At 33.7% G+C, this 26481-nt stretch carries 22 protein-coding genes; 12 read left to right on the top strand and 10 right to left on the bottom strand.

Going from position 1 to position 26481, the window contains the following annotated elements; all coding sequences use genetic code 11:
* Position 1 precedes the first annotated feature (1 nt).
* Complete coding sequence (locus QYS47_RS13265; protein ID WP_322346683.1) at positions 2-898, bottom strand: glycosyltransferase; 897 nt, start codon at positions 896-898, stop codon at positions 2-4.
* Positions 895-3321 carry a YfhO family protein gene (locus tag QYS47_RS13260; protein ID WP_322346681.1) on the bottom strand — a complete coding sequence of 809 codons (2427 nt, stop codon included), beginning with the start codon at positions 3319-3321 and terminating at the stop codon, positions 895-897. Before QYS47_RS13260 ends, QYS47_RS13265 begins: the two co-directional genes overlap by 4 nt.
* Positions 3322-3478: 157 nt before the next feature.
* On the opposite strand from QYS47_RS13260, the gene QYS47_RS13255 reads away from it, so the two are divergent.
* Positions 3479-4063 carry a hypothetical protein gene (locus QYS47_RS13255; protein WP_302124117.1) on the top strand — a complete coding sequence of 195 codons (585 nt, stop codon included), beginning with the start codon at positions 3479-3481 and terminating at the stop codon, positions 4061-4063.
* 63 nt (positions 4064-4126) lie between these two features.
* Here QYS47_RS13255 and QYS47_RS13250 read toward each other — a convergent pair whose 3' ends face one another.
* From QYS47_RS13250 to QYS47_RS13240, 3 genes are all read right to left on the bottom strand, one after another.
* Positions 4127-5302 carry a PQQ-dependent sugar dehydrogenase gene (locus tag QYS47_RS13250; protein WP_322346679.1) on the bottom strand — a complete coding sequence of 392 codons (1176 nt, stop codon included), beginning with the start codon at positions 5300-5302 and terminating at the stop codon, positions 4127-4129.
* A gap of 105 nt (positions 5303-5407) precedes the next feature.
* A complete protein-coding gene (gene scpA, locus QYS47_RS13245) occupies positions 5408-7555 on the bottom strand; it encodes a methylmalonyl-CoA mutase (RefSeq protein WP_322346677.1) in 2148 nt (715 codons plus the stop codon).
* Complete coding sequence (locus tag QYS47_RS13240; protein ID WP_322346675.1) at positions 7552-9357, bottom strand: methylmalonyl-CoA mutase family protein; 1806 nt, start codon at positions 9355-9357, stop codon at positions 7552-7554. The genes scpA and QYS47_RS13240 overlap by 4 nt, the downstream gene beginning before the upstream one ends.
* Before the next feature lie 395 nt (positions 9358-9752).
* Between QYS47_RS13240 and dnaA the strand changes: the two genes are divergently transcribed.
* Entirely contained in the window at positions 9753-11168 is a 1416-nt protein-coding gene (dnaA, locus tag QYS47_RS13235) for a chromosomal replication initiator protein DnaA (RefSeq protein WP_308356218.1), read from the top strand.
* Here the strand turns inward: dnaA and QYS47_RS13230 are convergent.
* The 3 genes from QYS47_RS13230 to QYS47_RS13220 all read right to left on the bottom strand — a co-directional run bounded on the left by QYS47_RS13230 (position 11165) and on the right by QYS47_RS13220 (position 15486).
* Complete coding sequence (locus tag QYS47_RS13230; RefSeq protein WP_322346672.1) at positions 11165-12562, bottom strand: exonuclease domain-containing protein; 1398 nt, start codon at positions 12560-12562, stop codon at positions 11165-11167. The two genes, dnaA and QYS47_RS13230, sit on opposite strands and share 4 nt — an antisense overlap.
* A 128-nt stretch (positions 12563-12690) precedes the next feature.
* Positions 12691-13851 carry a homogentisate 1,2-dioxygenase gene (locus QYS47_RS13225; protein ID WP_308356221.1) on the bottom strand — a complete coding sequence of 387 codons (1161 nt, stop codon included), beginning with the start codon at positions 13849-13851 and terminating at the stop codon, positions 12691-12693.
* 9 nt (positions 13852-13860) lie between these two features.
* Positions 13861-15486 (bottom strand): S41 family peptidase, encoded by a 1626-nt coding sequence (locus QYS47_RS13220; protein ID WP_322346669.1) that lies wholly within the window; start codon positions 15484-15486, stop codon positions 13861-13863.
* 105 nt (positions 15487-15591) lie between these two features.
* Here QYS47_RS13220 and QYS47_RS13215 point away from each other — a divergent pair, with 105 nt between their 5' ends.
* The 4 genes from QYS47_RS13215 (at position 15592) to QYS47_RS13200 (ending at position 18112) form a co-directional block, all read left to right on the top strand.
* Positions 15592-16341: an iron-sulfur cluster repair di-iron protein gene (locus QYS47_RS13215; protein WP_308356223.1), complete on the top strand. Its 750-nt coding sequence runs from the start codon at positions 15592-15594 to the stop codon at positions 16339-16341.
* 4 nt (positions 16342-16345) lie between these two features.
* Positions 16346-16759: a Holliday junction resolvase RuvX gene (gene ruvX / locus QYS47_RS13210; protein ID WP_322346667.1), complete on the top strand. Its 414-nt coding sequence runs from the start codon at positions 16346-16348 to the stop codon at positions 16757-16759.
* A gap of 3 nt (positions 16760-16762) precedes the next feature.
* Positions 16763-17317, top strand: a complete 555-nt coding sequence (def, locus tag QYS47_RS13205; RefSeq protein WP_322346665.1) for a peptide deformylase — start codon at positions 16763-16765, stop codon at positions 17315-17317.
* Positions 17318-17458: 141 nt separating this feature from the next.
* Entirely contained in the window at positions 17459-18112 is a 654-nt protein-coding gene (locus tag QYS47_RS13200) for a tetratricopeptide repeat protein (protein ID WP_308356226.1), read from the top strand.
* A gap of 53 nt (positions 18113-18165) precedes the next feature.
* Here QYS47_RS13200 and QYS47_RS13195 read toward each other — a convergent pair whose 3' ends face one another.
* Positions 18166-18672, bottom strand: a complete 507-nt coding sequence (locus QYS47_RS13195) for a DUF4442 domain-containing protein (RefSeq protein ID WP_302124125.1) — start codon at positions 18670-18672, stop codon at positions 18166-18168.
* A gap of 121 nt (positions 18673-18793) precedes the next feature.
* Between QYS47_RS13195 and QYS47_RS13190 the strand changes: the two genes are divergently transcribed.
* From QYS47_RS13190 to QYS47_RS13165, 6 genes are all read left to right on the top strand, one after another.
* On the top strand, positions 18794-19924 hold the full coding sequence (locus QYS47_RS13190; protein WP_322346664.1) for an NAD(P)/FAD-dependent oxidoreductase: 1131 nt from the start codon (positions 18794-18796) through the stop codon (positions 19922-19924).
* 58 nt (positions 19925-19982) lie between these two features.
* Entirely contained in the window at positions 19983-21425 is a 1443-nt protein-coding gene (gene nhaC, locus QYS47_RS13185; RefSeq protein WP_308356228.1) for a Na+/H+ antiporter NhaC, read from the top strand.
* Complete coding sequence (locus QYS47_RS13180; RefSeq protein ID WP_308356229.1) at positions 21422-22006, top strand: 3'-5' exonuclease; 585 nt, start codon at positions 21422-21424, stop codon at positions 22004-22006. Before nhaC ends, QYS47_RS13180 begins: the two co-directional genes overlap by 4 nt.
* Before the next feature lie 102 nt (positions 22007-22108).
* Positions 22109-24064 (top strand): (E)-4-hydroxy-3-methylbut-2-enyl-diphosphate synthase, encoded by a 1956-nt coding sequence (gene ispG, locus QYS47_RS13175; RefSeq protein WP_322346663.1) that lies wholly within the window; start codon positions 22109-22111, stop codon positions 24062-24064.
* 32 nt (positions 24065-24096) lie between these two features.
* Entirely contained in the window at positions 24097-24327 is a 231-nt protein-coding gene (locus QYS47_RS13170) for a DUF6728 family protein (protein ID WP_302101396.1), read from the top strand.
* Positions 24328-24366: 39 nt separating this feature from the next.
* The gene (locus QYS47_RS13165) at positions 24367-24723 is read left to right on the top strand and encodes an MmcQ/YjbR family DNA-binding protein (RefSeq protein ID WP_322346661.1); all 357 of its coding nucleotides are present in this window, start codon (positions 24367-24369) and stop codon (positions 24721-24723) included.
* On the opposite strand, the gene QYS47_RS13160 is transcribed toward QYS47_RS13165, so the two are convergent.
* A complete protein-coding gene (locus QYS47_RS13160; RefSeq protein ID WP_322346660.1) occupies positions 24711-26285 on the bottom strand; it encodes an OmpA family protein in 1575 nt (524 codons plus the stop codon). The genes QYS47_RS13165 and QYS47_RS13160 overlap by 13 nt on opposite strands.
* Between the last annotated feature and the right edge of the window lie 196 nt (positions 26286-26481).

The following is a 26481-nucleotide window of genomic DNA, read 5'->3' as shown; positions in this document are numbered from 1 at the left end:
TTTACTGAAAATAACCTTTTAGTACCCAAAACCTAAACTTTAATAACATCCAGGCTTGTGCAAATTTTCCCTGAAGGCTGTATAGAAAAAAAAGAACAAGTGTTCCGCCTACTTTAATGGTTTCGCTAATGAATTTTTTAATCACTTCAGCTAAACCCGATTTAACAACCCTTCTTTTTTCACTGGTACCTACTCCCACGCCAAGTCCTTTAATGTATTCCATGCTTAATCTTCGTTCAGGTATAATATGATCTACCTTTACTTGCGGTACGTAGTGAATTTCTTCTTTTTCTCTCTTCAATCGTAGGAATACTTCTTTTTCATCTCCGCCTTCCAATTCGCTTCCTCTTCTTCCCAAATCGGTATTAAATTTACCATATTTTTCAAAAACTTTTGCTCTAAAAGCCATATTGGCTCCGATGGGAAATTTGGCACCAGTGAATTTTCTCACTTGCTCACCCATATCCAATGCAGATACCAGGGTCAATAGATATTTTGACATCCACTTAGGATGCTTGCCTTCATAGACAGGTAGTATTTTTCCGCCTATTGCACTTACTTCCGCATGTTGCTTGAAGTAATTGTCAATAGCCTCTATAAAATGATAATCTACAAAAGCATCATCGTCAATAAAACTAAGAATTTCGCCTTTGGCTTCAGTTATACCTCTATTTCTAGCAAAGGTATGGCCCTGATTCATTTCACAATGATAGTGAACATTCAATTCAGGATGATTGGCTACGAATTCCTTACTGATATCAGCTGTTTGATCTCTGCTGTTATTATCAATGATAAGAACCTCATACTTTTCGGCTGATGCTGATTGCTTTGCTAAGTGCTTTAAGCATTCGCCTATGTATTCCTGTCTATTGTAGGTACAAACAATTACTGATATCAAGCTTCTTTCGGTTTAATAAATGAATAAGCAATTCCTCCAATAAGTACGATTATCAAAATAATTGAACCTACCCACATGATAGTATTACCTGTGTAGTAGGCAGCAGGCTTGAATTCGAACCGAATTTGATGCGTTCCGGCTGGAATCTCTAGCGCACGTAGTACATAATTTGCCTGTAAAATTTGAGCTTCCTGTCCATCTATATAGGCTTTCCATCCTTTTGGATAGTATATTTCAGAAAATACGGCTAGTCCTGCAGCATTATTATTTGAAGAATATACCAGCTCATTAGGACTGTAGCTTTCAAGACTGATTCTTCCTGAACTAGAAGTAGATTTCGGTATGTCAAATCTATTTTGGTTAATAACCGCCTTTTCTTCAGGATTTATAACCCAAAGAGTTTCAATTTCTTCATCAGGATTATTTACAGCCACTACTTCATTGACAAACCATGCATTGCCTAAGTGATTGTTATTTTGAATTACCTGACCTGCCTGATTTCCAAATTTGATGTATTTGGTATTTAACATATTGATTACACCAAATTCGCTCAAATCAGTATTTCCACTTCGCAGTTTTTCAACCATTTGATTCATTTCTGATTGTAAATAATAAGTAATCAAATCCTGATAACGTCTCATTTTGGCCCCATGATATCCGCCTAAGCTGGAGTGGTAATAAGAAGTCTTCGCTTCATTAAATGGATTACTCAAATTAAGAACCCGATAGTGACTATCATCTTGTAGTATCTTTTTGTCAGCTTCTGTCTTTTGGAAAAAACTGCCTTTTACATCGCGCTGAAAATTTTTATCGTTCAAATATCTTTTATCTACTGGAATAAGATCTACCAAAAGAACCAATAGGAAAACTGGAATGGCTACTTTCTGCTGAATTTTTCCCATTTTCCAAAAATAAAGTATGGCACCAGCAACAATAATGAAAAAGAGAGAACGGAAGGCATCAGTGCGAAACATACTGGCTCTATGCTCTCTTATTAGTTCTACTAACCATTCTTGTCCGCCCAGTTGGGCATCAACGGCACCTCTAAAACCTATCATAAAAGAAATCAATACCATGAATACACAAAGTCCTGCTGCTATCGCTATACTGCTAATTAATTTTTTACGAGCAGCAAATTCCTTTTCTTCCATCAGCTCCTTAATACCAAGGAAACCTAATAAAGGCATGCATAAGAAAGGTATGGCCACCGTCATGGAAACGGATCTAAATTTATTGTAGCCTGGGAAATAATCAAACATGAAGTAATTAAATGCTTCAAAATTGGATCCCCATGAAAGCACGATCCCTAAAGCAGAGGCAGTAATCAACCACCATTTATAAGAACTCTTACCAACAATTATTCCTAAAATGAACAGAAAAACAACTATGGCTCCCATATAGTAGGGGCCACTAGTGAAAGGCTGATCGCCCCAATAAGTGGGGATATTCTTGAGGTAAGATTTTATCTGTCCACTTCCAGCTCCTCTAGCTCTTAATCCATTAGCAAGTTCTGAATCCATTGAAACTTCCTCCTGACTGGCACCACCGTAAAAATTCGGAATAAGAAAAGTAAAAGGTTCCCAAATGCCATTACTCCAAGCAAAAGCATAATCTCTATCTAAACCACCGCTTGATTCGGTATTAGAAGTCAACTCAGCTGGTCCTCGAATAGAAAACTGCCCATACTCGTAAGCGGTCCAGATTTTACCAATATTAGTACTAACAGCAAGTAATACGGCCACAACTAATACTCCAATGGCTTTTCCAAAATCAGCCAATGTCTTATTTCTGATCGCACTGATCAATTGAAACAAACCAAATATTAGAACTACCAAAAGTAGATAATAGGTGATTTGTAGGTGATTAGATCGTAATTCCAATGCCATTGCCACGGAAGTAAGTACAAAAGCAGATAAGTAGTTTTTTCTAAAAGCTAGAATTATACCTCCAAGTACAGCAGGCATCCAGCTTATAGCAGCTACTTTCCAGATGTGGCCAGCTTCAACAGATATAAGAAAGAATGTGTTTAACCCATATACCAATCCTCCACCAATAGCCAGATATGGGTTGACTCTAAATACCAATAGTAAAATATAAAAGCTTAGCATAGCCACGAATGTGTGACTTGCAGGACTTGGTAGCCAAAGGCTAACAGCTTTTTGAATGTAATAAGTCAATTCACCAGACCAATGAACATTTATAAGATAAGCAGGCATTCCACTAAACATGCCATTGGTCCATAAAGCCTCTTCTCCAGTTTTGTCTCTGTATTCAACAATTTCTTGATTTGCACCAGCGCCTTGTAAGATATCATTTTGATTTAGTCCTTTATTTTCCATAAAGATTGGCCAATACATAATCAAATTGATTGTGATAAATACGACTACAGCAATAATATGAGGAGCGATATTTTTAATATTCATGCTTTTTGTGTTTTGGAATTACAATAATAGTTATTTCTTGATCCTAGGCCAAGATCATGACTTTTAAAGCTTCATTTTTATTGTGTTTTTAGCTTGATTTAGATAATATCTACTAATTGCTTAACTTGTCTAATAAGTTAGACCAATTAACATACTCATGAAACAACTTTTTTTAATCCCGATTTTTTTAATAAGCTTAATTTCTTGTGAGGCTCAGATTCCTGATAAAGAAGGGCAGATAGCAGCAGCTGTTCAGGCTGCGCCACCTGAAAAGCAGGATAGAGCAACAGTTTATGGATTTGATGCTGATGGTAAAAAAGTACTTTTAAGAGAAGGTACAAATGAGCAGATTTGTGTGGCTGATGATCCTAATAAAGAAGGTTTTAGTGTTGCTTGCTACCATAAGGATTTACAACCTTTTATGAAAAGAGGAGATGAATTACGTGCAGAAGGAAAGGAGAGGGGCGAGATATTTGAAATAAGAGAAAAGGAAGCAAAAGCAGGAACACTCAAAATGCCTGACCACCCGAGTACATTACATGTTTTATCTGGAGTAAATGCCAGTTATAATAAAGAAACAGGAGAAGTAGAAAATGCAAGTTTACGATATGTAGTATATATTCCTTTTGCTACGGCAGAGTCAACAGGATTGCCAACTAAGCCTATGGTGCCAGGTGGTGCCTGGATCATGGATCCGGGTACACATAGAGCTCATATCATGATAACTCCAGTTAATAAATAATTAGCAAAAAAAGAAAAGGCGAATCGATTGATTCGCCTTTTTAACTCTATAGATTATTTGAAATTATCCTTTGTAGCTTACTTTATATATAACTCCTTTAAGGTCATCAGAGATTAACATATCCCCTGCATCATTTAATAATACATCAACTGGTCTACCCCAAGCTTCTTGTTTTTCATGATCTAACCAGCCGTTAATGAATGTTTCATATGTTGGTTCACCTTCATCAGTATTGCTTACCATTTGAATTCTATATCCGATCTTTTTTGATCTATTCCAGCTTCCGTGTTCTGCTATGAAAATTTGATTGTGATATTTCTCTGGGAACTGATTAGCTGTATAAAACTTTAATCCTAATGGGGCTACATGAGGACCTAAGTTTCTGTATGGCTTTTTAAATTCATCGCAAGATCTCATGTCACCAAACTCAGGATCTTTAATTGTTCCTCCGTGACAAAATGGGTACCCAAAATGCTGTCCTTTTTCTGTGACTACATTCAACTCACAGGGAGGAATATCATCCCCTAACATATCTCTACCATTATCCGTAAAGTATAAATCTTGAGTTTCTGGATGCCATGTAAAGCCTACCGTATTTCTAACTCCATGTGCATATACTTCCATATTAGTTCCATCAGGATCCATTCTCGTAATACTTGCATATACAGGTTTGTCTGGATTATTACAGATGTTACAAGGAGCTCCTACTGGTACATATAATTTACCATCTGGTCCAAACGCAATATATTTCCAACCATGGTGTTTGTCTGTTGGATATTCATCATAAATAACTTCATAAGATGGGCTTTCAAGAGAATTCTCTATATCAGCGAATTTCAAAATACGGCTAACCTCTGCTACATAAAGATCACCATCTTTTAATGCAACACCATTAGGCATATTTAACCCTTCAGCTAAAATATATTTCTTATCTGCTGTTCCGTCTCCATCAGTATCTTTTACTGCATAAACTTTATCTTCTTGTCTGTTCCCCACATATAAAGTTCCAGATTCAGATAAAGCCATTGAACGAGCATTTGGCACTTCTGCATAAACCGATATCTCAAATCCTTCAGGAAGATTTAAAGTTGATAATAAGCTATCCATCTCAGTTGATGGTTTTGCTTCTACTTTTTCCTCACTAGTTGATTCCTCAGCTTTATTCTCTTTTGAATTGCCACCACATGCAATTAGGAAACTAGCGGCTATGACTGGTATTATAAATTTTAACAATTTCATATTCATTTGTTTTATGTGTATTCAATTAAAGATATAAAATACCTAAATGTTTAATTATTTATTCGAATTATATTCACTTATGTTTAATTGATTGAAGGTAAAATGTTAATTATCATTTTCTACTTCATCTACTCCCATAAGCTTTTGTAATATTTGAATTGCTGCCTTTGCGATATTAGTTCCAGGTCCGAAAACTGCTGAAACTCCAGCCTCGTAAAGGAAATCATAATCCTTTGGTGGAATAACACCACCAGCAATAACCATAATATCCTCTCTACCGATTTTCTTAAGCTCATTAATCAATTTAGGGATTAACATTTTATGCCCTGCAGCTAAACTAGAAGCTCCAACTATATGAACATCATTCTCAGCAGCTTGCATAGCAGACTCTTCAGGAGTTTGGAATAAAGGTCCTATATCAACATCAAATCCTAAGTCAGCAAAACTAGTGGCTATTACTTTAGCTCCTCTGTCATGGCCATCTTGACCCATTTTAGCAATTAGAATTCTAGGTCTTCTTCCTTCTAATTCAGCAAATTCATTCGCTAATTTTTGAGCTTGTTTGAATTCATCACTATTCCCCGCTTCACCAGAATATACACCCTGAATTGATCGAATAGTAGCTTTATGTCTTCCAAATGATTCTTCCATAGCATCTGATATTTCACCTAAAGTTGCTCTCTTTCTAGCTGCTTCAACTGCAAATTCTAATAAATTCCCTTTTCCAGATTTAGCACACTCAGCTAAATTATTTAAGGCGACTTTAGTATCCTCTTCATTTCGTTCGTCCTTTAACTTTTCAAGTCTTTTAATTTGAGACTTTAAAACAGCGGTATTGTCAACTTCTCTTAACTCTATATCACTCTCTTCATCAGTTTGATAACGATTAATACCTACAATAACTTCTCGCCCTGAGTCAATTCCCGCTTGCTTTTTAGCAGAGGCTTCCTCAATTCTCATTTTGGGCAGGCCAGATTCTATAGCTTTGGTCATGCCGCCCATTTCTTCAACTTCCTCAATTAATTTCCATGCTTTTTGAACCAATTGATCAGTTAAGTATTCTACGTAATAAGAGCCACCCCATGGATCAACAGTTTTAGTGATCTGCGTTTCATTTTGCAAGAATAACTGAGTATTTCTAGCGATTCTAGCTGAAAAGTCTGTTGGTAATGCAATAGCTTCATCCAGAGCATTTGTATGTAGGGATTGAGTATGGCCTAATGCAGCTGCTTTTGCCTCAATGTAAGTTCTGGCTACATTATTATAAGGATCCTGCTCAGTTAAACTATAGCCTGATGTTTGGCTATGAGTTCTTAATGCCAAAGATTTTGGGTTTTGAGGATTGAATTGCTTTACAATTTTAGCCCATAGTAATCTTCCAGCTCTCAATTTGGCAATTTCCATAAAATGATTCATACCTATTGCCCAGAAGAAAGATAGGCGAGGAGCAAACTCATCAATCTTTAATCCAGACTTAATACCAGCTCTAATGTATTCTAATCCATCCGCTAAGGTATAAGCCAATTCTAAATCAGCCGTAGCACCTGCTTCATGCATATGGTACCCACTAATACTGATTGAATTAAATTTTGGCATATTTCTACTGGTATATTCAAAAATATCTGAAATGATGCGCATTGAAGGTTTAGGTGGATAGATATAAGTGTTTCTCACCATAAACTCCTTTAGAATATCATTTTGAATAGTACCAGATAATTGTTCTGGTTTCACTCCTTGTTCTTCGGCTGCCACTATATAAAAGGCCATAACTGGAATTACAGCTCCATTCATGGTCATTGAAACCGACATTTTATCAAGAGGAATTTGATCAAAGAGTACTTTCATATCTAAAATGCTATCAATTGCTACTCCCGCTTTTCCCACATCTCCTTCAACTCTTGGGTGGTCGGAATCATAACCTCTGTGAGTAGCTAAATCAAAAGCAACTGAAAGTCCTTTTTGGCCCGCTGCTAAGTTTCTTCTGTAGAAAGCATTCGATTCTTCTGCAGTAGAAAAACCTGCATATTGTCGAATAGTCCAAGGTCTCTTTACATACATAGTACTGTAAGGTCCTCTTAAATAAGGTGCTTTACCAGCGATAAAACCTAAATGTTCAGCTTCTTGTATGTTACTTTTATCAGTAACTGGTGGAATAACAATGTTCTCAGCTGTTTTCCATTCAGTTCTGCCTTCTGCTTTCTTATGTTCAGCAGTTATGTTTTTTGATTGAATTTTTGAAAAATCAGGTCTCATATAAGTGCTATTCCTAAGTCTTTTAATAAATTATCTAAAAATCTTTTAGTATCTACATTTCTGTTGATACATCCATATAAACCAAGTTTTTTCAGTTGCTCTTCATTTTCTTCCTGCCCAGCAATCAATATGATTTTATTTTGATTAGTAATGTAATCATTTAAATCAGAAGGCTTGTCAGAATAGCATAAAACACTAATTGAAACCTCTTCATTTGAATCCTTTACTTGGCTTAATTCCTTTTCAATTTTCTCAGAGGATATCCCAATACCTGCAATACCTAAAAAGCTATAGGCAAAATCAGCTTTTGCTTTTGTTACTGGATCAGTGCCCAAAGAAATGATTTCAGCCATTGGTCTTGAATTTTCACCTTTTTCTTTCACTAATTTTTCAATGCGATATCTCATATGTTCGATTGTGGCAGTAAGTCTTTTGGCTTCTAAACTTTTACCACTTTCTTCAGTATCTAGATATTCGCTTACATTCTCTCCAATTAGTTGGAAGGTATTTGCACCAATTACTACATCCTTTCTAGACCATAATTTTTGTTCGGCCTTACCAGCATCAGTGTCAATTAATTGATGGATATTACCATTCTCATAGTGATGATTGTACGAGCCTTCTTCCTCAAATTCTAAGAATATTTTCCACGAATTTTCAGCAATTTCATTGATCAAGTTCTCAATATAATAGCTTCCTTGTGTTGGGTCTACTATTTTATCAAGATGGCTTTCTTCTTTTAAAATGCTTGAGATATTTAAAGCAATTCTTTTGAAAGTTTCACTAGATGGTTTTCCAGCCGCTTCATCATGTGGTTGAACCCATAAACTGTTACATCCTCCCACAATAGCAGCCATTGCCTCATTAGTATTTCTCAAAAGGTTTACATTGAAATCTAATGCAGATTTTGTCCTGATACTAGTGTCACAATGAATACTTATATCATCAGCATCAATTTTACTTTCGTATGCTTCTGCGATTTTTAGAAGATTTAGCTTTAATGCCTTTAGTTTAGCAATTTCAAAGAAATAATTTTTACCAACTGCAATTGAGAAAACGGTTGATTTGAGAATACTGCTTGCTTTTAAATCTTGATCAGTTAATTTATCTAAAAACTCTACTGACTTTGTTAAAGTTAGTCCCAACTCATGAGTTATATTAGCACCCGAATTGTGAAATAGATTACTACTTATGCATAATGGTTTAAAGTTAGGGTATTCATCGGCATGCTTAATTAGCTCGGCAATGCTTTCATAATCTTTATCATTTAAACCGATGTTTCCAGCATCTCTACATTCTATAATATCACATAAATAAAACCCACTTAATTTATGGCTATCGATATTGTGAGAATTTATGTAGTTAATATATTTTTTTATATATGAATAAAAGGGTTCGTCCGATTGAAATGAAATGCTGCAATATTCAGCTTTAATATCTTTAAGAAGTATTTCAAGATCGTAATCCGCTTTAGAAATTTTAAAGATGATGCCATCAGCACCTTGATTTAAAACTTGTAGGGCTTTTTGATTGGCTGATTTTTCATCTTCTATGACAATCTTAGCTTGATTAACCCAAAAGCGTGGAGGCAATGCTTCATGCTGATTTTGTATCGGATTTTGAATGTTTAGATAATTAAAATCTGAATTATCTTGATGGTAAAAAGGCTGTATCGAAATTCCTTCAACTGTTTTAGTCACAAGACTTTCGAAAGGCTTGTCTTTTAGCTCCTTAATGATCTGATTTTTCCAGTCAATAGCTGAACTTTTTCCAAAATCTTCGAATAGCTTTTTTCTGCTCATTTACTTCATTTAGTCGTTTAAATGTTAAAGTTAATATTTTTCCTGCTATACATAAATGATATTAATATAAAAGGTGAATTAGGGATATGACTTAATTCAGTTATGAATAACTTAGCTATTTAAAACAGAAGGTTGTAGCTTAAGTTGGATTTATTAATTATATTAAACGTTGGTCAGGTTTTTGAATTGGATAATTGTCTCCAAATCTTTTAATCAAATAAAAAATGTTAATTTTTAAAGAAAATTTAACTTATATAATATCATATATTGACTGAAATGTATTTAACGCTATGTCAAGTAAAAATCCATTTTTTTCTTACCTATTTTTTTATCATTTTTGTCAGCCCCGATTTAAAAAGGGCTTCAAATTTGAAATCCGCCAATTATTAATGTGAATGGTTAAAGACTGTAAATCAGTATGGAATAATTGTCTTCACTCCATTAAAGAGAGTGTAGGAGAACAAAGTTTTAATACTTGGTTTTCTCCTATTGAGCCTGTGAAACTTGAAAATAATATTCTAACGATTCAAGTTCCCAGTCAATTCTTTTATGAATGGTTAGAGGAGCACTATGTTCATATTTTGAGAAAAGTGATTCACCAGGAGCTAGGTCCGGAGGGAAGACTTGAATATTCTGTTATTGTTGATAAAGGAAATGAACAGTATAAGCCCTTTACAATCAATCTTCCAAATAATAATAAATCCAATAAACCAAAGGAACAAGAGAGACCAGAGCCTTTGAATCCATTTGCATTAAATGGTGTAGATTTAAGTCAGCAGAACTCTCAACTTAATCCTAATTATACTTTTGATACCTTTATTGAAGGAGATTGTAATAGATTGGCGCGTTCGGCCGGATATGCAGTGGCTAAAAAACCTGGAATTACTTCTTTCAACCCTTTGATGATTTATGGGGGTGTTGGACTGGGTAAAACACACTTAGTGCAAGCAATCGGAAACGAGATTAAAGATACATTAAATGGGAAATTTGTTCTTTATGTCTCGTCTGAAAAATTTACAAATCAATTTATTGATGCTCTTAGAAATAATAAGATTCAAGATTTCTCAAATTACTATCTTCATATAGATGCATTAATCATTGATGATGTTCAATTTTTAGGAGGTAAAGAGCGGACACAAGAAATATTCTTCCATATCTTCAACCATTTACATCAAAATGGTAAGCAAATCATAATGACTTCCGATAGACCACCAAGAGATTTGAAGGGCTTAGAAGATAGATTACTTTCGAGATTTAAATGGGGTTTAACTGCTGATTTACAACAACCGGATTTAGAAACAAGAATTGCCATTATTCAAAATAAAATGGAAAGTGATGGGATACACATTCCAGAAGATGTTATTGAATATTTGGCGTATTCAGTAGATACTAATATTAGAGAATTAGAAGGGGTTTTGATTTCTTTAATTGCTCATGCTTCACTAAATAGAAAAGAAATAGACCTAGAATTAGCTAAGCAGACACTGAAAAATATTGTTCACGATATTGAATCAGAAGTTGGAATAGATTTCATTCAAAAGACAGTTTCAGAACACTTTGCTGTAAAAATTGATGATTTAAAAGCGAAAACGAGAAAGAAAGAAATTGTTATCGCTAGACAAGTCTCCATGTATTTCTGTAAAGAACATACCAATCACTCCTTAAAATCTATCGGTTACCATTTTGGAGGAAGAGACCATTCTACTGTTATTCATGCTGTGCAATCAGTAAATGATATGATGCAAGTAGATAAAAGGTTTAGAGAAGAAATGGAAGAGCTTAAAAAGAGATTTAAAATGAAAAAGGTTTAAATTTTTTCAACCTTACTTTTAAAAGCATCCTTCTTAATCTTTTTGTAGTGTTTTGTGGCGTGTTCACTATTTAAAATCTTATTTATTTCTGGGTGGTCAGGATATTTTATCAAATATTTTTTGAATTCATCCCAGGCTGAGATAGATTCATCTTGATCGAAAAAGCCAAAGCCTTGATAGTTCCCGTTTTCAACTAATACAAACGCTTTCTCACTAAGGGTTCTACCATCACCCATTAATAAATAATCACTCTTTTCGATATCGCAAATCTCAATGAATTTTTCGATTTTTATATTGTGATCCTCTAGTGATTCATCTCCAATACAAGCTCCTTCGCATAAACCAAGTTTTAAATCAAAGCAGGCATCTGGGCTTGACTGTATTCCAGCCATTTTGGGGCAAATATTTAATTTTTTACTCATTTCATTGAGAAAACTAAAGCCTGATGCATGGTTAGGAAATCTTAAAATGCTTTTCATTCCAGTTTGCTTTCTACCTAATTGTAGTCTTTTATACCCCCTTCTATCTTCGTATAAATAAATAGAATAACCAGGATTATTGCTTTTTTGAGCTCTATTATATCTAGGCCAATTTTTTCTTATTTCATGTGATTCGTGAAGTAATGCTATTAATTCATTGCCAGTCAAGTAGTAATCTACATGATGAATTTGACTTTGAAAGGCTTGTTTTGCGACTTCTAATTTCGTTCCACCAAAATGATTGCTGACTCTTTTTTTGATGTTTTTAGCCTTTCCTACATATATAATTTGATTTTTTTGATTTAGGAAATAGTAAACCCCTGGAGCTTCAGGCAATTCTTCAAAAACTTTCCGGTCTAAGTTTTCAGGAATATTCACTACAGAAGCATTTTTCTTTAAGGATTTCTCAATAATTCCTTCACTATCATTTTCAACTAATTGAGTAAAAAGCTCGGCAGTAGCGATAGCATCACCAAAAGCTCTGTGTCTATCATGAATCTGTATACCTCTGTCGTCACAAATATTTCCTAAGCTATAGCTTTTTAAGCCAGGAAATATTTTCCTGCTTAAGCGGACTGTACAAAGTTTTCTTAATTTCAGATCATAACCTAAATCTTGAAATGCAGCTCTTACAAAGGAATAATCAAAATTCACACTATGAGCAACGAAAATATTACCGTCTAATAATTCATGAATAGTTTTGGCTTCTTCATAAAATTTAGGTGCTTCCGCCACCATCTGATCATTAATACCATGAATTGCAGATAGTTGAGGTGGGATGTGCCGTTCTGGATTTATTAAAGATTGATATTCCTTAACAACTTTTTGTCCGTCATGAAGAATGATAGCAATTTCGCAAATGCGATTTCTTGCTGCATATCCTCCTGTAGTTTCTATATCAACAATTGCATACATTCAACTTCTAACTTGTAAGGAAAATTATTAGTTCAAAAATAAGAACTTTATAAATCTTATGATTACAAAATAAAAACGCTCTAACCTTAAATTCAGATTAGAGCGTTTGTAGTTATAAAATAATGAGTTTATTCAGTCCAACTCATAGGATATTTCTTATCCATAAAGTCTTTTCCTTCTTCGGTAACATATAGTGGTTTAAATGTATCAAGCATTACCGCAATTTCTTCAGTTTCTTTTGCGCCTATACTTTTTTCAACCGTACCAGGATGAGGACCATGTGGTAATCCTCCAGGATGTAAAGTAAATGAACCTCTATCAATTCCTTTTCTACTCATAAAGTTACCTTCAACATAATAAAGTACTTCATCTGAATCTATATTACTATGATTATACGGAGCAGGAATTGCTTGTGGATGATAATCAAATAGTCGAGGTACGAATGAGCAAATCACATAATTGTGAGCCTGAAAAGTTTGATGTACTGGAGGTGGCTGATGAATTCTACCCGTAATGGGTTCAAAATCATGAATTGATAGAGTATAAGGATATAAAAAGCCATCCCAACCTACTAAATCAAAAGGACTATGATCATATACATAATGATGTATGTAACCTCCTTTTTTAATTTTCACATGATAATCGCCTTTTGTTTCTTCTGTGATTAATTCTTGAGGAGGATGAATGTCTCTTTCACAATAAGGGGAATGCTCTAATAATTGTCCTAACTGATTTCTATAACGACTTACAGTCTCTATTGGGCTAGCTGATTCAATTGTTAAATATCTTACATCACTGCTTTCCCATTCTAATTTGTATATAGTAGTTCTAGGGATTACCACATAATCACCCGCCTGGATTTTCAATTTACCGAACTGAGAATACATATATCCACTACCATCATGGATAAAAAGTAATTCATCAGCTTCAGCATTTTTATAATAATAATCCATACTTTTTCTAGATGGCATACACAAAGCCATGGATACATCATCATTCATTAAAAGAACTTTTCTACTATCAAGGAAATCACTACCTGTGTTTTTCACACCTGAAGTATTAAGATGTATTTGCTGTAGGGTTAAATCCTTATCAGGTTTAGTACCATAGGCAACTGATTTTTTAATTTCTTTTATCCTTGTAGGAGGGTTTATGTGGTATAAGTTTGAATAAATACCTGAAAATCCCAATGAACTTACCAACTCCTCAGCATACAAGCTCCCGTCTGGTTGACGAAATTGTGTATGTCTTTTTGGAGGGATGTTTCCTTTCTTTACGTAATATGCCATTTTAAAAAGTTATTTTTTTGCTAATCTTTCGGCTTGATCAAAAAGTTTTAGCGCTTCCTTAAAGATTTCGTTTTGTTGATTAAAGATAGGGTAGAAGCCTTCGTTATTCCAAACATTTCTTGCAATGTATGCCTTACAATAAAGCTTAATTAATTCTTTTGATTTATTAAACCCTTCTTTATCAAATTGAACATCATTTTTTTTGCCCAATGAAATTAAGTCATCAAGCATTTTATCTGATATTTCAAATTCTGAATTATATTTCTCAAATCCCATCTTCTCCAGTCTTGACTTATTCTTTTCATAGTAAGAGAAAGTATATTGTCTTAATGAGTTGCTTAAGAATAATCGGTTTAAATAAGTTGAATTTTGAGTTGTGTCTAGAGGAACAAAATAATCAGGCATGATGCCCCCACCGCCATAAACCACTCTTCCATTAGCAGTTGTGTATTTTAGTGAATCATTAAATTCTATACTGTCTGCAACAAAATACTCCCCATGCTCATATCTAGAACTCATTTCCTGTCTGTATTCATCAGGATTTTCACCAAACGGTTTTTGAATCGATCTTCCAGATGGAGTATAGTATCTAGAAATGGTTAATCGTAATTCAGAGCCATCTTTTAATGGAACAGGCATTTGCACTAAACCTTTACCGAAAGATCTTCTTCCAACTATTAAGCCTCTATCATTATCTTGAATAGCACCAGAAACTATCTCAGAAGCTGAAGCACTGCCTTCATTTATTAATACTATTAATGGACTTTCTTCAAACTTTCCGTCTTTTATAGCTCTAGCTTCCGAATTATATCTCTTTTCTTTCCCTTTGGTGTAAACAATCATGGCATTGTCTTTTAAGAATTCGTCAGCCATATTAATAGCCTTATCCATATAACCACCAGGATTGTCCTGTAAGTCTAATATTAATTTTTTAAGCCCTTGCTCTTTAAGGCCATTTAAAGCCTCCATGAATTCGTTATAAGTGGTAGCCGAAAAGCGACTGACTTTAATGTAGCCGATTTCATCATCCACCATATAGCTTACATCAACTGAATATTGAGGAATTTTATCCCTGATGATAGTGTATTCTACTATTTCGTTTAAGCCAGACCTCATAATTTCTAACTTTACCTCACTGCCTTTTTCACCTCTCAGGTTTTCATGTACTTGTCGGTTAGTTAATCCAACACCTGCAATGTTTTTACCATCTACACTTATGATTTTATCTCCAGATTGTAGGCCAGCTTCTTCTGATGGTCCACCACTTAAGGGAGCTACTACATAAAGGGTGTCATTAAAAATATTAAATTCAATTCCAATACCTTCAAAATTACCTTTTAAGTCGGCCGAAACCATTTCTAAATCTTTTGAAGGGATATAAGAAGTATGGGGATCTAATTCTTTGATGATACCATTGATAGCACTGTTCACTAATTTGTCTGTATCTACCTCTTCAACATAATTTTGATCTACCTGTAAAAGAATTTCTTTTATTCTGGTAATTCCTTCAAGCACAGTGTCCTTATTAGCTGAAGGATTGGCCATGGTAGCACCAATTAATATACCAGCTGCCAGAGTTGTAAAAACAATAATTGGCAATTTTATTTGAAATGAACTATTTTTATTCTGATTCACGTTTAAGAATTTTTATTTTCATAAATAACGCACGAAATTAATAAATCGTTGGGTTGAAAAGCCCCAATTTTAAATTACATTTGTCATTTACCTAAATTAGTTAAAGTGAAATACTCTCAAAAGAAAATAAAGGAATTAGTTGCTGATAATTACGTTTTTGCGTCAGTCCTTTATTATTTGGGTATAGAATATTATGAGTTTGAAGAAGACACACTTGAAAAAGTATGTCAAAACAAAGGTGTTGATGTTAAATATGTAATTGCTGAATTGGAAAAAATTAATCGTAATGAAGAGATTGAAAATATTAAATTATTGTCATTCCCGATTGATTTGGTGATTACTTATTTAAAGCATGCGCACTTTATTTTCATTAAGAAAGATTTACCTTTTTTGGTAAAATTGGTGAATAAACTGAATACCACTGAAAATCATCTTGCTACTGTAGAAAAAGAGATTAAGGATGTGTTTCCTCTCTTTGTTGAGGACTTTGTTCACCATATATATGAGGAGGAGGATACTTTATTTGATTACATTACTCAATTAAAAGCAATTGAAGATCGTAAAAATAACCCATCAGCCTTTTTCTATAAATACCCTAATTTCAATATGCAAAAATTTGCAATCGATCATGAGGTTCATGACGATGAAATGAAGGGAATCCGCTATTTAATGGATCAATATCCTGTGGAGGAAAGCTCTCCATTAAATGTTAAAGTTTTGTTCTCAGAATTGACTCGCTTTGAAGAGAAATTGAAAGTTCATGCTAAAATTGAAAATGAAGTTTTATTTCCGAAAGCCTTAATGTTAGAGAAATCAGTAAGAAAGCAATACGATTCTCTAATTAGATTGAATTAATAAAATGCCTAGGGTTTTATCAATAGATTATGGTACTAAACGGGTTGGTTTAGCGGTCACTGATCCATTAAAAATCATAGCTTCCCCACTAGATACCGTTCATTCCAAAGATGTCATTCAATATTTACAAGATTATTTTCAAAATGAGGAGGTAGAAGCCGTGGTATGCGGTTACCCAACTAATGAAGAGGGTGAAGAAACGGATGCAACTAGACATGTAAATGCATTTATTAATCTTTTTAGAAAGAAATTCCCTACAATGCCCTTACATTTGCAGGATGAAAGCTTCAGTTCGCAAGAAGCTTTACAAGCAATGATTAATTCTGGTTCCAAACGGAAACAAAGGAATAAGAAATCAGGTAATATAGATAAGGTTAGCGCAGCTATCATTTTACAACAATTTTTAGAAGATTATTAAAGTATGATATATCCTATTGTAGCGTACGGGCATCCGGTCTTGAAGAAAAAAGGAAAAGACTTGGAAAAAGGGGAGATTGATGTTAAAACATTGGTGCAAGACATGTTTGAAACCATGTATAATGCAAATGGAGTTGGATTAGCAGCTCCACAGATAGGTAAAAGTTTAAGAGTATTTGTAATTGATACTGATCCTATTGATGATGGTGATGAACCTAAAATTAAGCAAGCATTCATTAATCCACAGATTTTAGATGAAGAAGGAGAAGAATGGGCATTTGAAGAAGGTTGTCTTAGCATTCCTAACATTCGCGAAGATGTAGAAAGAAAACCAAATATCAGAATCAAGTATTTTGATGAGAATTGGGATGAGCATGAAAAGGAATTTGATGGTTTTGTGGCGAGAGTTATTCAGCATGAATATGATCATATAGAAGGAGTTTTATTTACAGACCATGTTTCAGCTTTTAAGAAAAGATTATTGAAAGGGAAATTAGCGAATATCAGTAAAGGAAAGGTTAAGGCCGATTATAAAATGCTGTTTCCAATGAAAAAATAAATTATGTAAGGTCAGCTTGAAATTAGGTGAATTTTTAAGTAAACTTATAATTAGTTTTGTTAATCAAAGAATATATTAACAATCTATAAAATTGTGGCAGAGTTATTGCGATGATTGCAATAGAACATTTTCTCAAAAGATATGAATCAATTATTTAGAGTATTTATTATAGCCTTTATTACAGTATTCAGCTTTTCATTTGCAGAAGCTCAATCAAAAAAAGCTTCTGAATTTATTGAGAACGGAATTAAGAAGTTCGAAAATAAAGAATATATGGAAGCGATAGTAAGCTTCAATGAAGCAATAAAGCTAGATGAAAATGCTTATCAAGCCTATTATATGAGAGGTAATATTAAGCAAAAATTTGCTGATGTACATGGTGCTATGAAAGATTATAATAAAGCGATTGAGGCAAATGCTGAATTTTCAGAAGCTTATTTTGAAAGAGGTAATATAAAATACCTTCTTCAAGATTATTACGGAGCCATCAACGATTATTCAAAGACTATCGAGATAAATGAGAATAATCTAGATGCATATTATAAAAGAGGTCAGGCGAAACAGCAACTAGAAGCATACCAAGATGCAATTAATGACTGTACAAAGATCATTGAAAAAGATAAGGACAATGTAGATGCTTATTACTTAAGAGGAGTTTTAAGAATTGAATACGGTCAATTATCAGAAGGATGTTTAGACCTTAGTAAAGCTGGAGAGTTAGGGGACTTGAAAGCGTATGAGATGATCAGAGAAAGATGTAATGATGTTAAATGTTATCCATCAGAATTTGAATAAAATTTGTTAGATAAATTTAAAACCGCAAATGATTCATTTGCGGTTTTTTTTGCCTATAATTTAGTTCTTACTTTATCCCAAGGCTTAATTTGCCAATAAATAGTTCCTGTGCTTAAATGATTCTGTTTTTTATCATATAGTTTTAGCTCACAAGGTATCACAACTGAATCATTTGTTTTCAATGGCTCTTCAACCTGATTCTTTACCCAATTATCATCTATACTAAATTCTGCTACTGCATCCATTTTTGCCTGGAAGTGATAATCCATTTCTAATTTCTGCATGATGATTCTGTATTTTTTAACATCCAATTTATATAAAATCATCAATCCTGTAGTGTATTCTGAAATTGTAGCCATAGCACATGCGTGAATTCCTTTTATGTGATTCAGATTTCTCCTTTTATAGGGTAATAATGTTTGAATTTTTTCTTCATTTATAGATGTAATTTTAAATCCGTGGGGTTTGTTAAAAGGAATCATTCTATCTAAACCTTGATTAAGTAACCATAAATAGAATTTTGAATGCTGAGCTTTATTTACAATTGAATTTAAGTTCATAAAATTGATTGTTTAGCAGATTGAATTGAATTTGAATTGGATAATTATTAAATACTTCCTGTTTCATTGGGCAATCTCGCTTAATTCGAATTATTTTTCAACTATTGTTCTAAAATAAATCATGATGTTAAGTTTCTGGGAAAGAGAAAGTCTATCAAAATATAATTACATAATCATAGGTGGAGGAATTGTAGGTTGCTCAACTGCGTACCATCTTAAAAGGAAATATCCGAAAGCTGATATTGCTATTGTTGAAAGAGGGATTTTTCCAAGTGGTGCTAGTTCAAAAAATGCAGGTTTTGCATGCTTTGGAAGTATTACCGAGCTGGTAGATGATAGAAAGGGTCTATCTGAAAATGAACAGGTAGCATTAGTTGAAAAACGCTGGAAGGGATTACAATTACTTCAAAATATTTTAGGAAATAAAAACATTGGATTAGAAGAGAACGGTGGGTTTGAATTGATTAGAAAGGCAGAATTGCCTGCTCTTGAATATATAGATCATTATAATAGTTTACTTAAGGGTATATTCAAGAAAGATGTATACAGTTTAGACTCGTCCCTCATTAATAATTTTGGTTTTAATAAGGATGAATTAGAAACCATAGTAGTAAATTCATTTGAAGGTCAAATCAATACTGGTGAGATGATTAAAAGTTGGTGGTCTGCTTGTAGTGAATTGGGGATAAAATTCTTCACTGCATCTGAGGTTGAAGAAATAAATGAGCACGATCATCACGTGTCTTTAAAATGTAAAACAAGTTTTGATTCGATCGATCTAATAGCCGAAAAAGTAGCAATTTGCACGAATGCATTTGCTCATAAATGGTTGAAGGAAGAAGATATAAATCCTGGAAGAGGAATGGTAATGATTACTAAACCAATAGAGGATCTGAAGTTTAAAGGTGTTTTTCATTATGAAGAAGGTTATTTTTATTTCAGAAATGTTGGAAATAGAGTGTTGATTGGAGGAGGAAGAAATTTAGATAAAGAAACAGAAAACACTAGCAGTTTTGGAATCAATCCTAAAATTAAATCATCAATTCTAGATGATTTAAACAATCTAATACTACCCAATCAAAATTTTACTATTGATATGGAATGGTCAGGTATTATGGCTTTTGGCAGAAATAAATCACCGATTATCAAAAAAACATCAGATAGAATAGCTGTTGGTGTGCGTTTAGGAGGAATGGGAGTCGCCATTGGTACTCAGGTAGGAGAGGAATTACATCATTTGCTTGCTGACTGATGACTTATTTTTATTATATTTCGAATTCAATTTAAATTAATATATTGATTTAACTTACATGACGGACAAGCAGATCAGGCCTAGCCTAATTCAATCACTAATTCCTATACTATTTTTAATCACATTATTAAGTTTAAACGTTTACTTTTTTGGAGACGCCACATTAGACGGATCAAATCAAATAGCGTTAATTTTATCTGCTGGTGTAGCATCAGTCATTGCTTTAAAAGTTGGATTTAGGTGGTCAACCATGTTGGATGGTATAGTAAGCAGTATAAGTTCTGCAATGTCATCAATTTTAATTTTATTGTTGATAGGTTCGCTTGCTGGTACTTGGTTATTGAGCGGAATTGTTCCAGCCATGATTTATTATGGCTTAAATATTTTAAATCCTACAATATTTTTATTTGCTGCTTGTGTGGTAAGTGCAATAGTATCGGTTGCAACCGGAAGTTCATGGAGTACCATCGCCACTTTAGGTTTAGCGCTTTTAGGAATTGGACAGACTTTAGGGATGAGTGAAGGGGTTGTGGCTGGTGCAATTATTTCAGGCGCTTATTTTGGGGATAAAATGTCGCCTCTTAGTGATACCACCAACCTTGCCCCAGCAATGGCAGGAACAGATTTGTTCACTCATATTCGGTATATGGCATACACTACCATTCCTTCAATTGCAATAGCTTTAATTATATTTTTAGTTTTAGGATTCATGAATAGTTCTGAAACAGACATAGAACAGGTAGGTCAGGTTCAAGCAGCAATTCAAGATAAATTCAATATCAATTTATGGTTGTTTTTAGTGCCTGCAGCTGTAATTTTTATGATTGTTAAAAAGATTTCTGCAATTCCTGCTTTATTAATCGGTACTTTGTTAGGTGGAGTATTTGCAATAGTTTTTCAACCGCAAATAATCGAAATTATTTCAGGTGGAACGGGAAACTTCTTTGAGCAATCTTATAGAGCAGTAATGGTTTCTATGTATGGAGACATTAGTATTACAACATCTAATCAAATGGTTAATGACCTCTTATCTACAGGAGGAATGTATGGCATGTTGAATACAATTTGGTTAATCATTTGTGCTATGGTTTTTGGCGGAGTTATGGAATCAACTAAGATGCTTCAGGTGATTACTGGATCCATTATAAAATTAGCTAATTCAACTGGCTCTTTGGTTACTTCAACTGCTACTACTTGTGTTTTCTTCAATGTAACGGCTTCAGATCAATATTTAGCTATAGTGGTTCCAGGAAGGATGTTTGCTGATACCTATAAGGAGAGGGGGTTGAAACCAGAAGTATTAAGTAGAACTTTAGAGGATTCTGGTACCGTGACAAGTGTTTTAATTCCATGGAATACTTGTGGAGCAACGCAGTCCTCGGTGTTAGGAGTTTCAACTTGGACTTATGCTCCATATGCATTCTTTAATATTATAAGTCCATTCATGACTATTCTTTTTGCTTATCTAAATATAAAAATTAGAAGAATTTCGGATAAATGAACATTGTAAAGGAGATTTCGAAAGAAGAAATCAAGGATTTACCGCTTTGGAAATTTGAAGGTCAAATTACCTTGGTTGAGAAAGATGAAGATTGGGATGAAGTTATTCCCAAATTGTGGAGAGCTGAAATTTTAGGTTTTGATACCGAAGCAAAACCTGTTTTTAGAAAAGGTCAATACAATCCAGTTTCTTTAATTCAACTAGCAACTGATGATGAAGTATTTTTGATTAGAAATTTACTTTGTGGATTTCCTGGAGATCTAATTCGAATTTTTGAAGATCCTGCGATTATAAAAGTAGGAGCTGCCATACATGATGATTTAAAAGATTTACAGAAATTAAGGAAATTCAAACCTGCTGGTTTTGAAGATATAGGCGTTATTGCAAGAGAAAATGGTATGCTACAAAGTGGAGCTAAAAATCTCACTGCAATCTTTTTAAAGAAAAGAATTTCAAAGGCTCAACAAACTTCAAATTGGGAAAAAGCTGAATTAACTGAGGCCCAAATGGATTATGCTGCTACTGATGCATATTTAGGCCTGAAAGTATATGAAGTATTTGAGGAGATTGGCTGGGTATAATCTCCTTAACCTCAGCTTAAAGCATTAAAATTAACAATTAAATATAGTTGTTATACTAACAATTTGTTTACTTTGAAGTTTAAATGATGGAAGTAAACATATATGGAAATCTCAACTAATAAATTTCAGAAGTATTGTAATAGCTTAGTTTCTTATAAGAGAAGAAAAACTATTCCCGTAAAAATAGGAGACATCATTATAGGAGGTGATAATCCCATAGTTCTACAATCCATGACTACGGTTGATACAATGGATACAGAAGGCTCAATTGAGCAATCCATCAGAATGATTGATGCGGGATGTCAATTAGTAAGAATTACAGCACCTTCCATAAAAGAAGCTGAGAATCTAAGAAATATTAAAGAGGGATTAAGAAAAAGAGGTTACAATACACCTTTAGTTGCGGATATCCATTTCACACCCAACGCAGCTGAATTAGCCGCAAAAATAGTTGAAAAAGTTAGAGTAAATCCTGGCAATTATGCCGATAAAAAGAAATTCGAAAATATAGAATATACAGATGATAGCTATAAGGCTGAATTAGACAGGATTAAGAAACGATTTAAACCTCTTGTTCAGATTTGTAAAGAGCATGGTACTGCAATAAGAATTGGTACCAATCATGGTTCCCTATCAGATAGAATTATGAGTCGGTATGGTGATACACCATTTGGTATGGTTGAATCCGCACTAGAATTTATAAGAATTTGTGAAGAGATGGATTTTCATGATATAGTAGTTTCTATGAAATCCAGTAACCCACAGGTAATGGTTCAAGCCTATCGTTTATTAGTTCAGAAATTGGATGAGGAAGGTTTAAAACCCTATCCTTTGCATTTGGGAGTAACAGAAGCTGGGGAAGCAGAGGATGGTAGAATTAAAAGTTCAGTTGGTATAGGTACTTTATTGGAAGATGGTTTAGGTGATACCATAAGAGTTTCATTAACAGAGGAACCAGAGGAAGAGATACCAGTTGCTAAAATATTAGCTGATCGATATTCAAACAGGGAAGGCCATGAGGAAATCCCAAGCATTGAAAATTGCCATTTCAACCCTTATGAATATGAGAAAAGACAAACAAGGCAAACAGAAAACATAGGAGGTAAAGAGGTTCCTGTTGTAATAGCTGATTTTTCAACTAAAGAAAAAATTACACCTGCATCTTTCTTTGGTGTTGGTTATAATTACTCAGTTCCTTTAGATAAATGGTCAATCTCAGACTTTGCATGTGATTATATTTTTACAAATCATAAGAAGGTAGATTTTGAAATCCCTGGTACTTTGGGGATAATCCATTCTCATGAAACTTGGTTAAAAGAAAAAAATAAAGACAGAAGATTTCCATTTATAAAACCAGACCAATATTTAGGTGGAGTAGAAACGCATCCTTCTTTGAACTTCATTTACGCTTGTTTAAGTGATTTGAATCAAGAATTCATCCAAAGATTAAAAAGTGATAAAACAGCGGTGCTGCTAATTGATACCTACAATAAACATGGTATGGCAGAGCAAAGAAGACTATTCTTAGAGCTGTCTGAAAGCAATTGTGATATTCCAGTCGTAATTGGAAGAGCATACAAAGATTTACCGATTGAGTCGCTTCAACTATATTCAGCTACTGACATGGGAGGTTTGCTTATTGATGGTTTTGGTGATGGAATCTTTATTGCAGCAGAAAACTGTGGAGGAGACAAAGCTATAAATGAAACAGCTTTCAATATATTGCAAGCAAGTAGAACTAGGATTTCTAAAACAGAATATATTTCGTGTCCTTCCTGCGGAAGAACCTTGTTTGATTTACAAGAAACAACTGCAATGATTAGATCTAGAACTAATCATTTGAAAGGAGTAAAGATTGGGATTATGGGATGTATCGTAAATGGGCCAGGGGAAATGGCGGATGCAGATTATGGATATGTAGGTTCCGGAAAAGGAAAGATAACTTTATATAAAGGACAAGAAGTAATGAAAAGAGGGGTTCCTTTTGAAAAAGCGGTTGATGAATTAATTGATATTATTAGAGAAGATGGTAATTGGATTGAACCTGAAACTGTTTAGTTTGGTTACAATACCGAATTCAATAAATATTTATGAAAGAGCAGAAAGATTTAGAAGATTTAAATAAAGAGACAAATCAAGATTGGAAAAGATATTTTCAATTAGGAGAAGTTACTACTTATTTTGCCAGGCTTTTTGGTAAAAAAGATCCAGATGCACCCAATAACTTTAACCTTAAAATGATGCATGGCATTAATAAAATATCCATTGTCATGTTCCTAATTGCATTAATCATTATGGTTACTAGAGCGATCATTAGATAATTTTATCATTATTTAAAATTGAAGTTTTAATAATTTGAGATGAATATTGAAGACTTTAGAAACTTCTGCCTTCAAAAATATGGGGTAACTGAAAGTTTCCCTTTTGATGAAGATACATTGGTTTTTAAAGTAATAGGGAAAATATTTGCCCTGATTGATGTTGAGCTTTTTCAAAGTGTAAACCTAAAATGTGATCCTATTGAAGCAATAAAGTTGAGGGAAAAATACGAAGCGGTTAAACCCGGTTATCACATGAATAAAAAGCATTGGAATACAATTGAGTTTGATGGGAGTTTAACTGATAATGAAATATATCACTGGATAAATCACAGCTACGATTTGGTTGTATCAAAACTTCCCAAAAAACTAAGAGATGAAGTAAATCAAAATAGATAAAATTCTACTCTTCTATTTAATTCTCTACCTTCAAATTCATCATCATTAGTTGCAATTGGCCTTTCTTTACCTTCACAACTAATTTCAATTCTGTATTGATTTATTCCACGTTCGATTAATGCTTCCTTCACATTATTAGATCTTTTACATGATAAGTCTATATTAATATCCTCACCTCCAATTGCATCAGTATGTCCTTCAAGTAAGATTTTTAATTGAGGTTTCTCCTCAAGAATAGCAGTAATTTCATCTAATAACATGTCGAATTTACTTAGAACTTTTTCGGAGTCAAATTTGAAATAAATATTTCTATTGATTTTTTGACCTTTTGCACCAGCGTCAATCAAATTAATCTCTTCATCCTCACCAAAACCTAATTTATTACCTAAAGTCGATAGAAACCCTTTATTATTTCTCTCTTGTTCTTTTACATAATCCATCTCTCTGTCAATTTTAACGGAAATAGGAACTGGATTTTCAGCAATTACCTCTTCTGTTTCCACAGGCGGTTGTTGCACTTTATCAGCTTCGGTAATTTCTTCCTGAGTATCATTGGAAGTTTCATCAAGGTTATTTTCAGTTAAACTAGTTTCTGCTTCTGGCTCTTGGATTGGTTTTTCCTGTTGTGTAACAGGAGGAGGGGCTGGCTTATTTTGTTTTCTTTCTTTTGCTGCGGTTATTTTATTTTTTATTTCATCTGAAAGTGTCGCTCTCCATATATTTCTATTAGATGCTCCTGGAGGGTAAGAATCATAATATAAATAGTTAAAGCTTGGATCAATAGAAACATATGTTTCTTCAAATTTAGTATTAATTACATTTCCTAAGTTTTCAGGTTCAGACCAATCGTCCCAGCCTCCTGTTCTATGTGACATGAATAAGTCTGCAGATCCTTGTCCACCATGGCCGTAACTAGCAAAAAAGATAGTGTATCCGTCATTCGTTAGGAAAGGAGCAAAGTCAGCTTTTTCACTATTCAATGCTTTCCCCATGGATTTAGGTGTGGTAAATCTACCTGTTGTTTCATCATAAATGCTGAAATATAAATCCTGATCTCCTTCAGTATCGCTTCTTTCAACCGCCATTATGATAATGTTGTTTTTAAAATTGTAGTCGTAGTCTACATAATTACTTTTATTGTAAAAGCCATCTATTGGCAGTTCAATAGGGTCTGATTTTCCTTTTTTAAATAATGCTAATTCTGAGTTAATTCCTTTGTATCTAGAATTAACAAAAATCAAAGAATCATCATTTTTGCTAGCTCTCACTAAATCATTTGGGCGTTTATCATTATATTTCTCTCCCATGTTTTTGGGTTTGGTCCATATGCCACGAGAATCCAATTGACTAACCCATACATCTTGAAAGTCTTTATCTCCTCTGATGTTTTCAGGATGAAATCTTCGGGTTAGGTATATTTTTTTTCCATCATCAGAAATTACTGGCCGTACATCTTGGGTACTACTATTTACCGAACCTGGCAGGCCTTCAGTCGTGATTTTATCTTGAGTAAAAGCGAAAAAAGGAAGTAATATATATGTAGCGATTAAAAAGAGTCTCAATAATTATCGTGTTAAAGTCAAATCAACTATTCGAATTTTATTACATTTATAAAAAAAAGGAAAATTTATGGAATGAAATAAGTTTTTTCGATAAACCTATACTTATAGGTCATGAATTTAGCTTTTCATCCACTAAAACCATCAAATTTTCATTAATATGAACTTTTGTACAATTCTAATGCATGAACAGTACATA

It is taken from the genome of Marivirga arenosa (assembly GCF_030503875.2).
Classification (GTDB): domain Bacteria; phylum Bacteroidota; class Bacteroidia; order Cytophagales; family Cyclobacteriaceae; genus Marivirga; species Marivirga arenosa.
Note: the sequence above shows the minus strand (reverse complement) of the source record. Positions and strands in the feature narration are given on the sequence as shown.

Coding starts and splice junctions, on each gene's coding strand:
- QYS47_RS13260 (WP_322346681.1), bottom strand. CDS start 3,321: ATGAATATTAAAAATATCGCTCCTCATATTATTGCTGTAGTCGTATTT.
- QYS47_RS13255 (WP_302124117.1), top strand. CDS start 3,479: ATGAAACAACTTTTTTTAATCCCGATTTTTTTAATAAGCTTAATTTCT.
- QYS47_RS13250 (WP_322346679.1), bottom strand. CDS start 5,302: ATGAAATTGTTAAAATTTATAATACCAGTCATAGCCGCTAGTTTCCTA.
- scpA (WP_322346677.1), bottom strand. CDS start 7,555: ATGAGACCTGATTTTTCAAAAATTCAATCAAAAAACATAACTGCTGAA.
- QYS47_RS13240 (WP_322346675.1), bottom strand. CDS start 9,357: ATGAGCAGAAAAAAGCTATTCGAAGATTTTGGAAAAAGTTCAGCTATT.
- dnaA (WP_308356218.1), top strand. CDS start 9,753: ATGGTTAAAGACTGTAAATCAGTATGGAATAATTGTCTTCACTCCATT.
- QYS47_RS13230 (WP_322346672.1), bottom strand. CDS start 12,562: ATGTATGCAATTGTTGATATAGAAACTACAGGAGGATATGCAGCAAGA.
- QYS47_RS13225 (WP_308356221.1), bottom strand. CDS start 13,851: ATGGCATATTACGTAAAGAAAGGAAACATCCCTCCAAAAAGACATACA.
- ruvX (WP_322346667.1), top strand. CDS start 16,346: ATGCCTAGGGTTTTATCAATAGATTATGGTACTAAACGGGTTGGTTTA.
- def (WP_322346665.1), top strand. CDS start 16,763: ATGATATATCCTATTGTAGCGTACGGGCATCCGGTCTTGAAGAAAAAA.
- QYS47_RS13200 (WP_308356226.1), top strand. CDS start 17,459: ATGAATCAATTATTTAGAGTATTTATTATAGCCTTTATTACAGTATTC.
- QYS47_RS13195 (WP_302124125.1), bottom strand. CDS start 18,672: ATGAACTTAAATTCAATTGTAAATAAAGCTCAGCATTCAAAATTCTAT.
- QYS47_RS13190 (WP_322346664.1), top strand. CDS start 18,794: ATGATGTTAAGTTTCTGGGAAAGAGAAAGTCTATCAAAATATAATTAC.
- nhaC (WP_308356228.1), top strand. CDS start 19,983: ATGACGGACAAGCAGATCAGGCCTAGCCTAATTCAATCACTAATTCCT.
- QYS47_RS13180 (WP_308356229.1), top strand. CDS start 21,422: ATGAACATTGTAAAGGAGATTTCGAAAGAAGAAATCAAGGATTTACCG.
- ispG (WP_322346663.1), top strand. CDS start 22,109: ATGGAAATCTCAACTAATAAATTTCAGAAGTATTGTAATAGCTTAGTT.
- QYS47_RS13170 (WP_302101396.1), top strand. CDS start 24,097: ATGAAAGAGCAGAAAGATTTAGAAGATTTAAATAAAGAGACAAATCAA.
- QYS47_RS13165 (WP_322346661.1), top strand. CDS start 24,367: ATGAATATTGAAGACTTTAGAAACTTCTGCCTTCAAAAATATGGGGTA.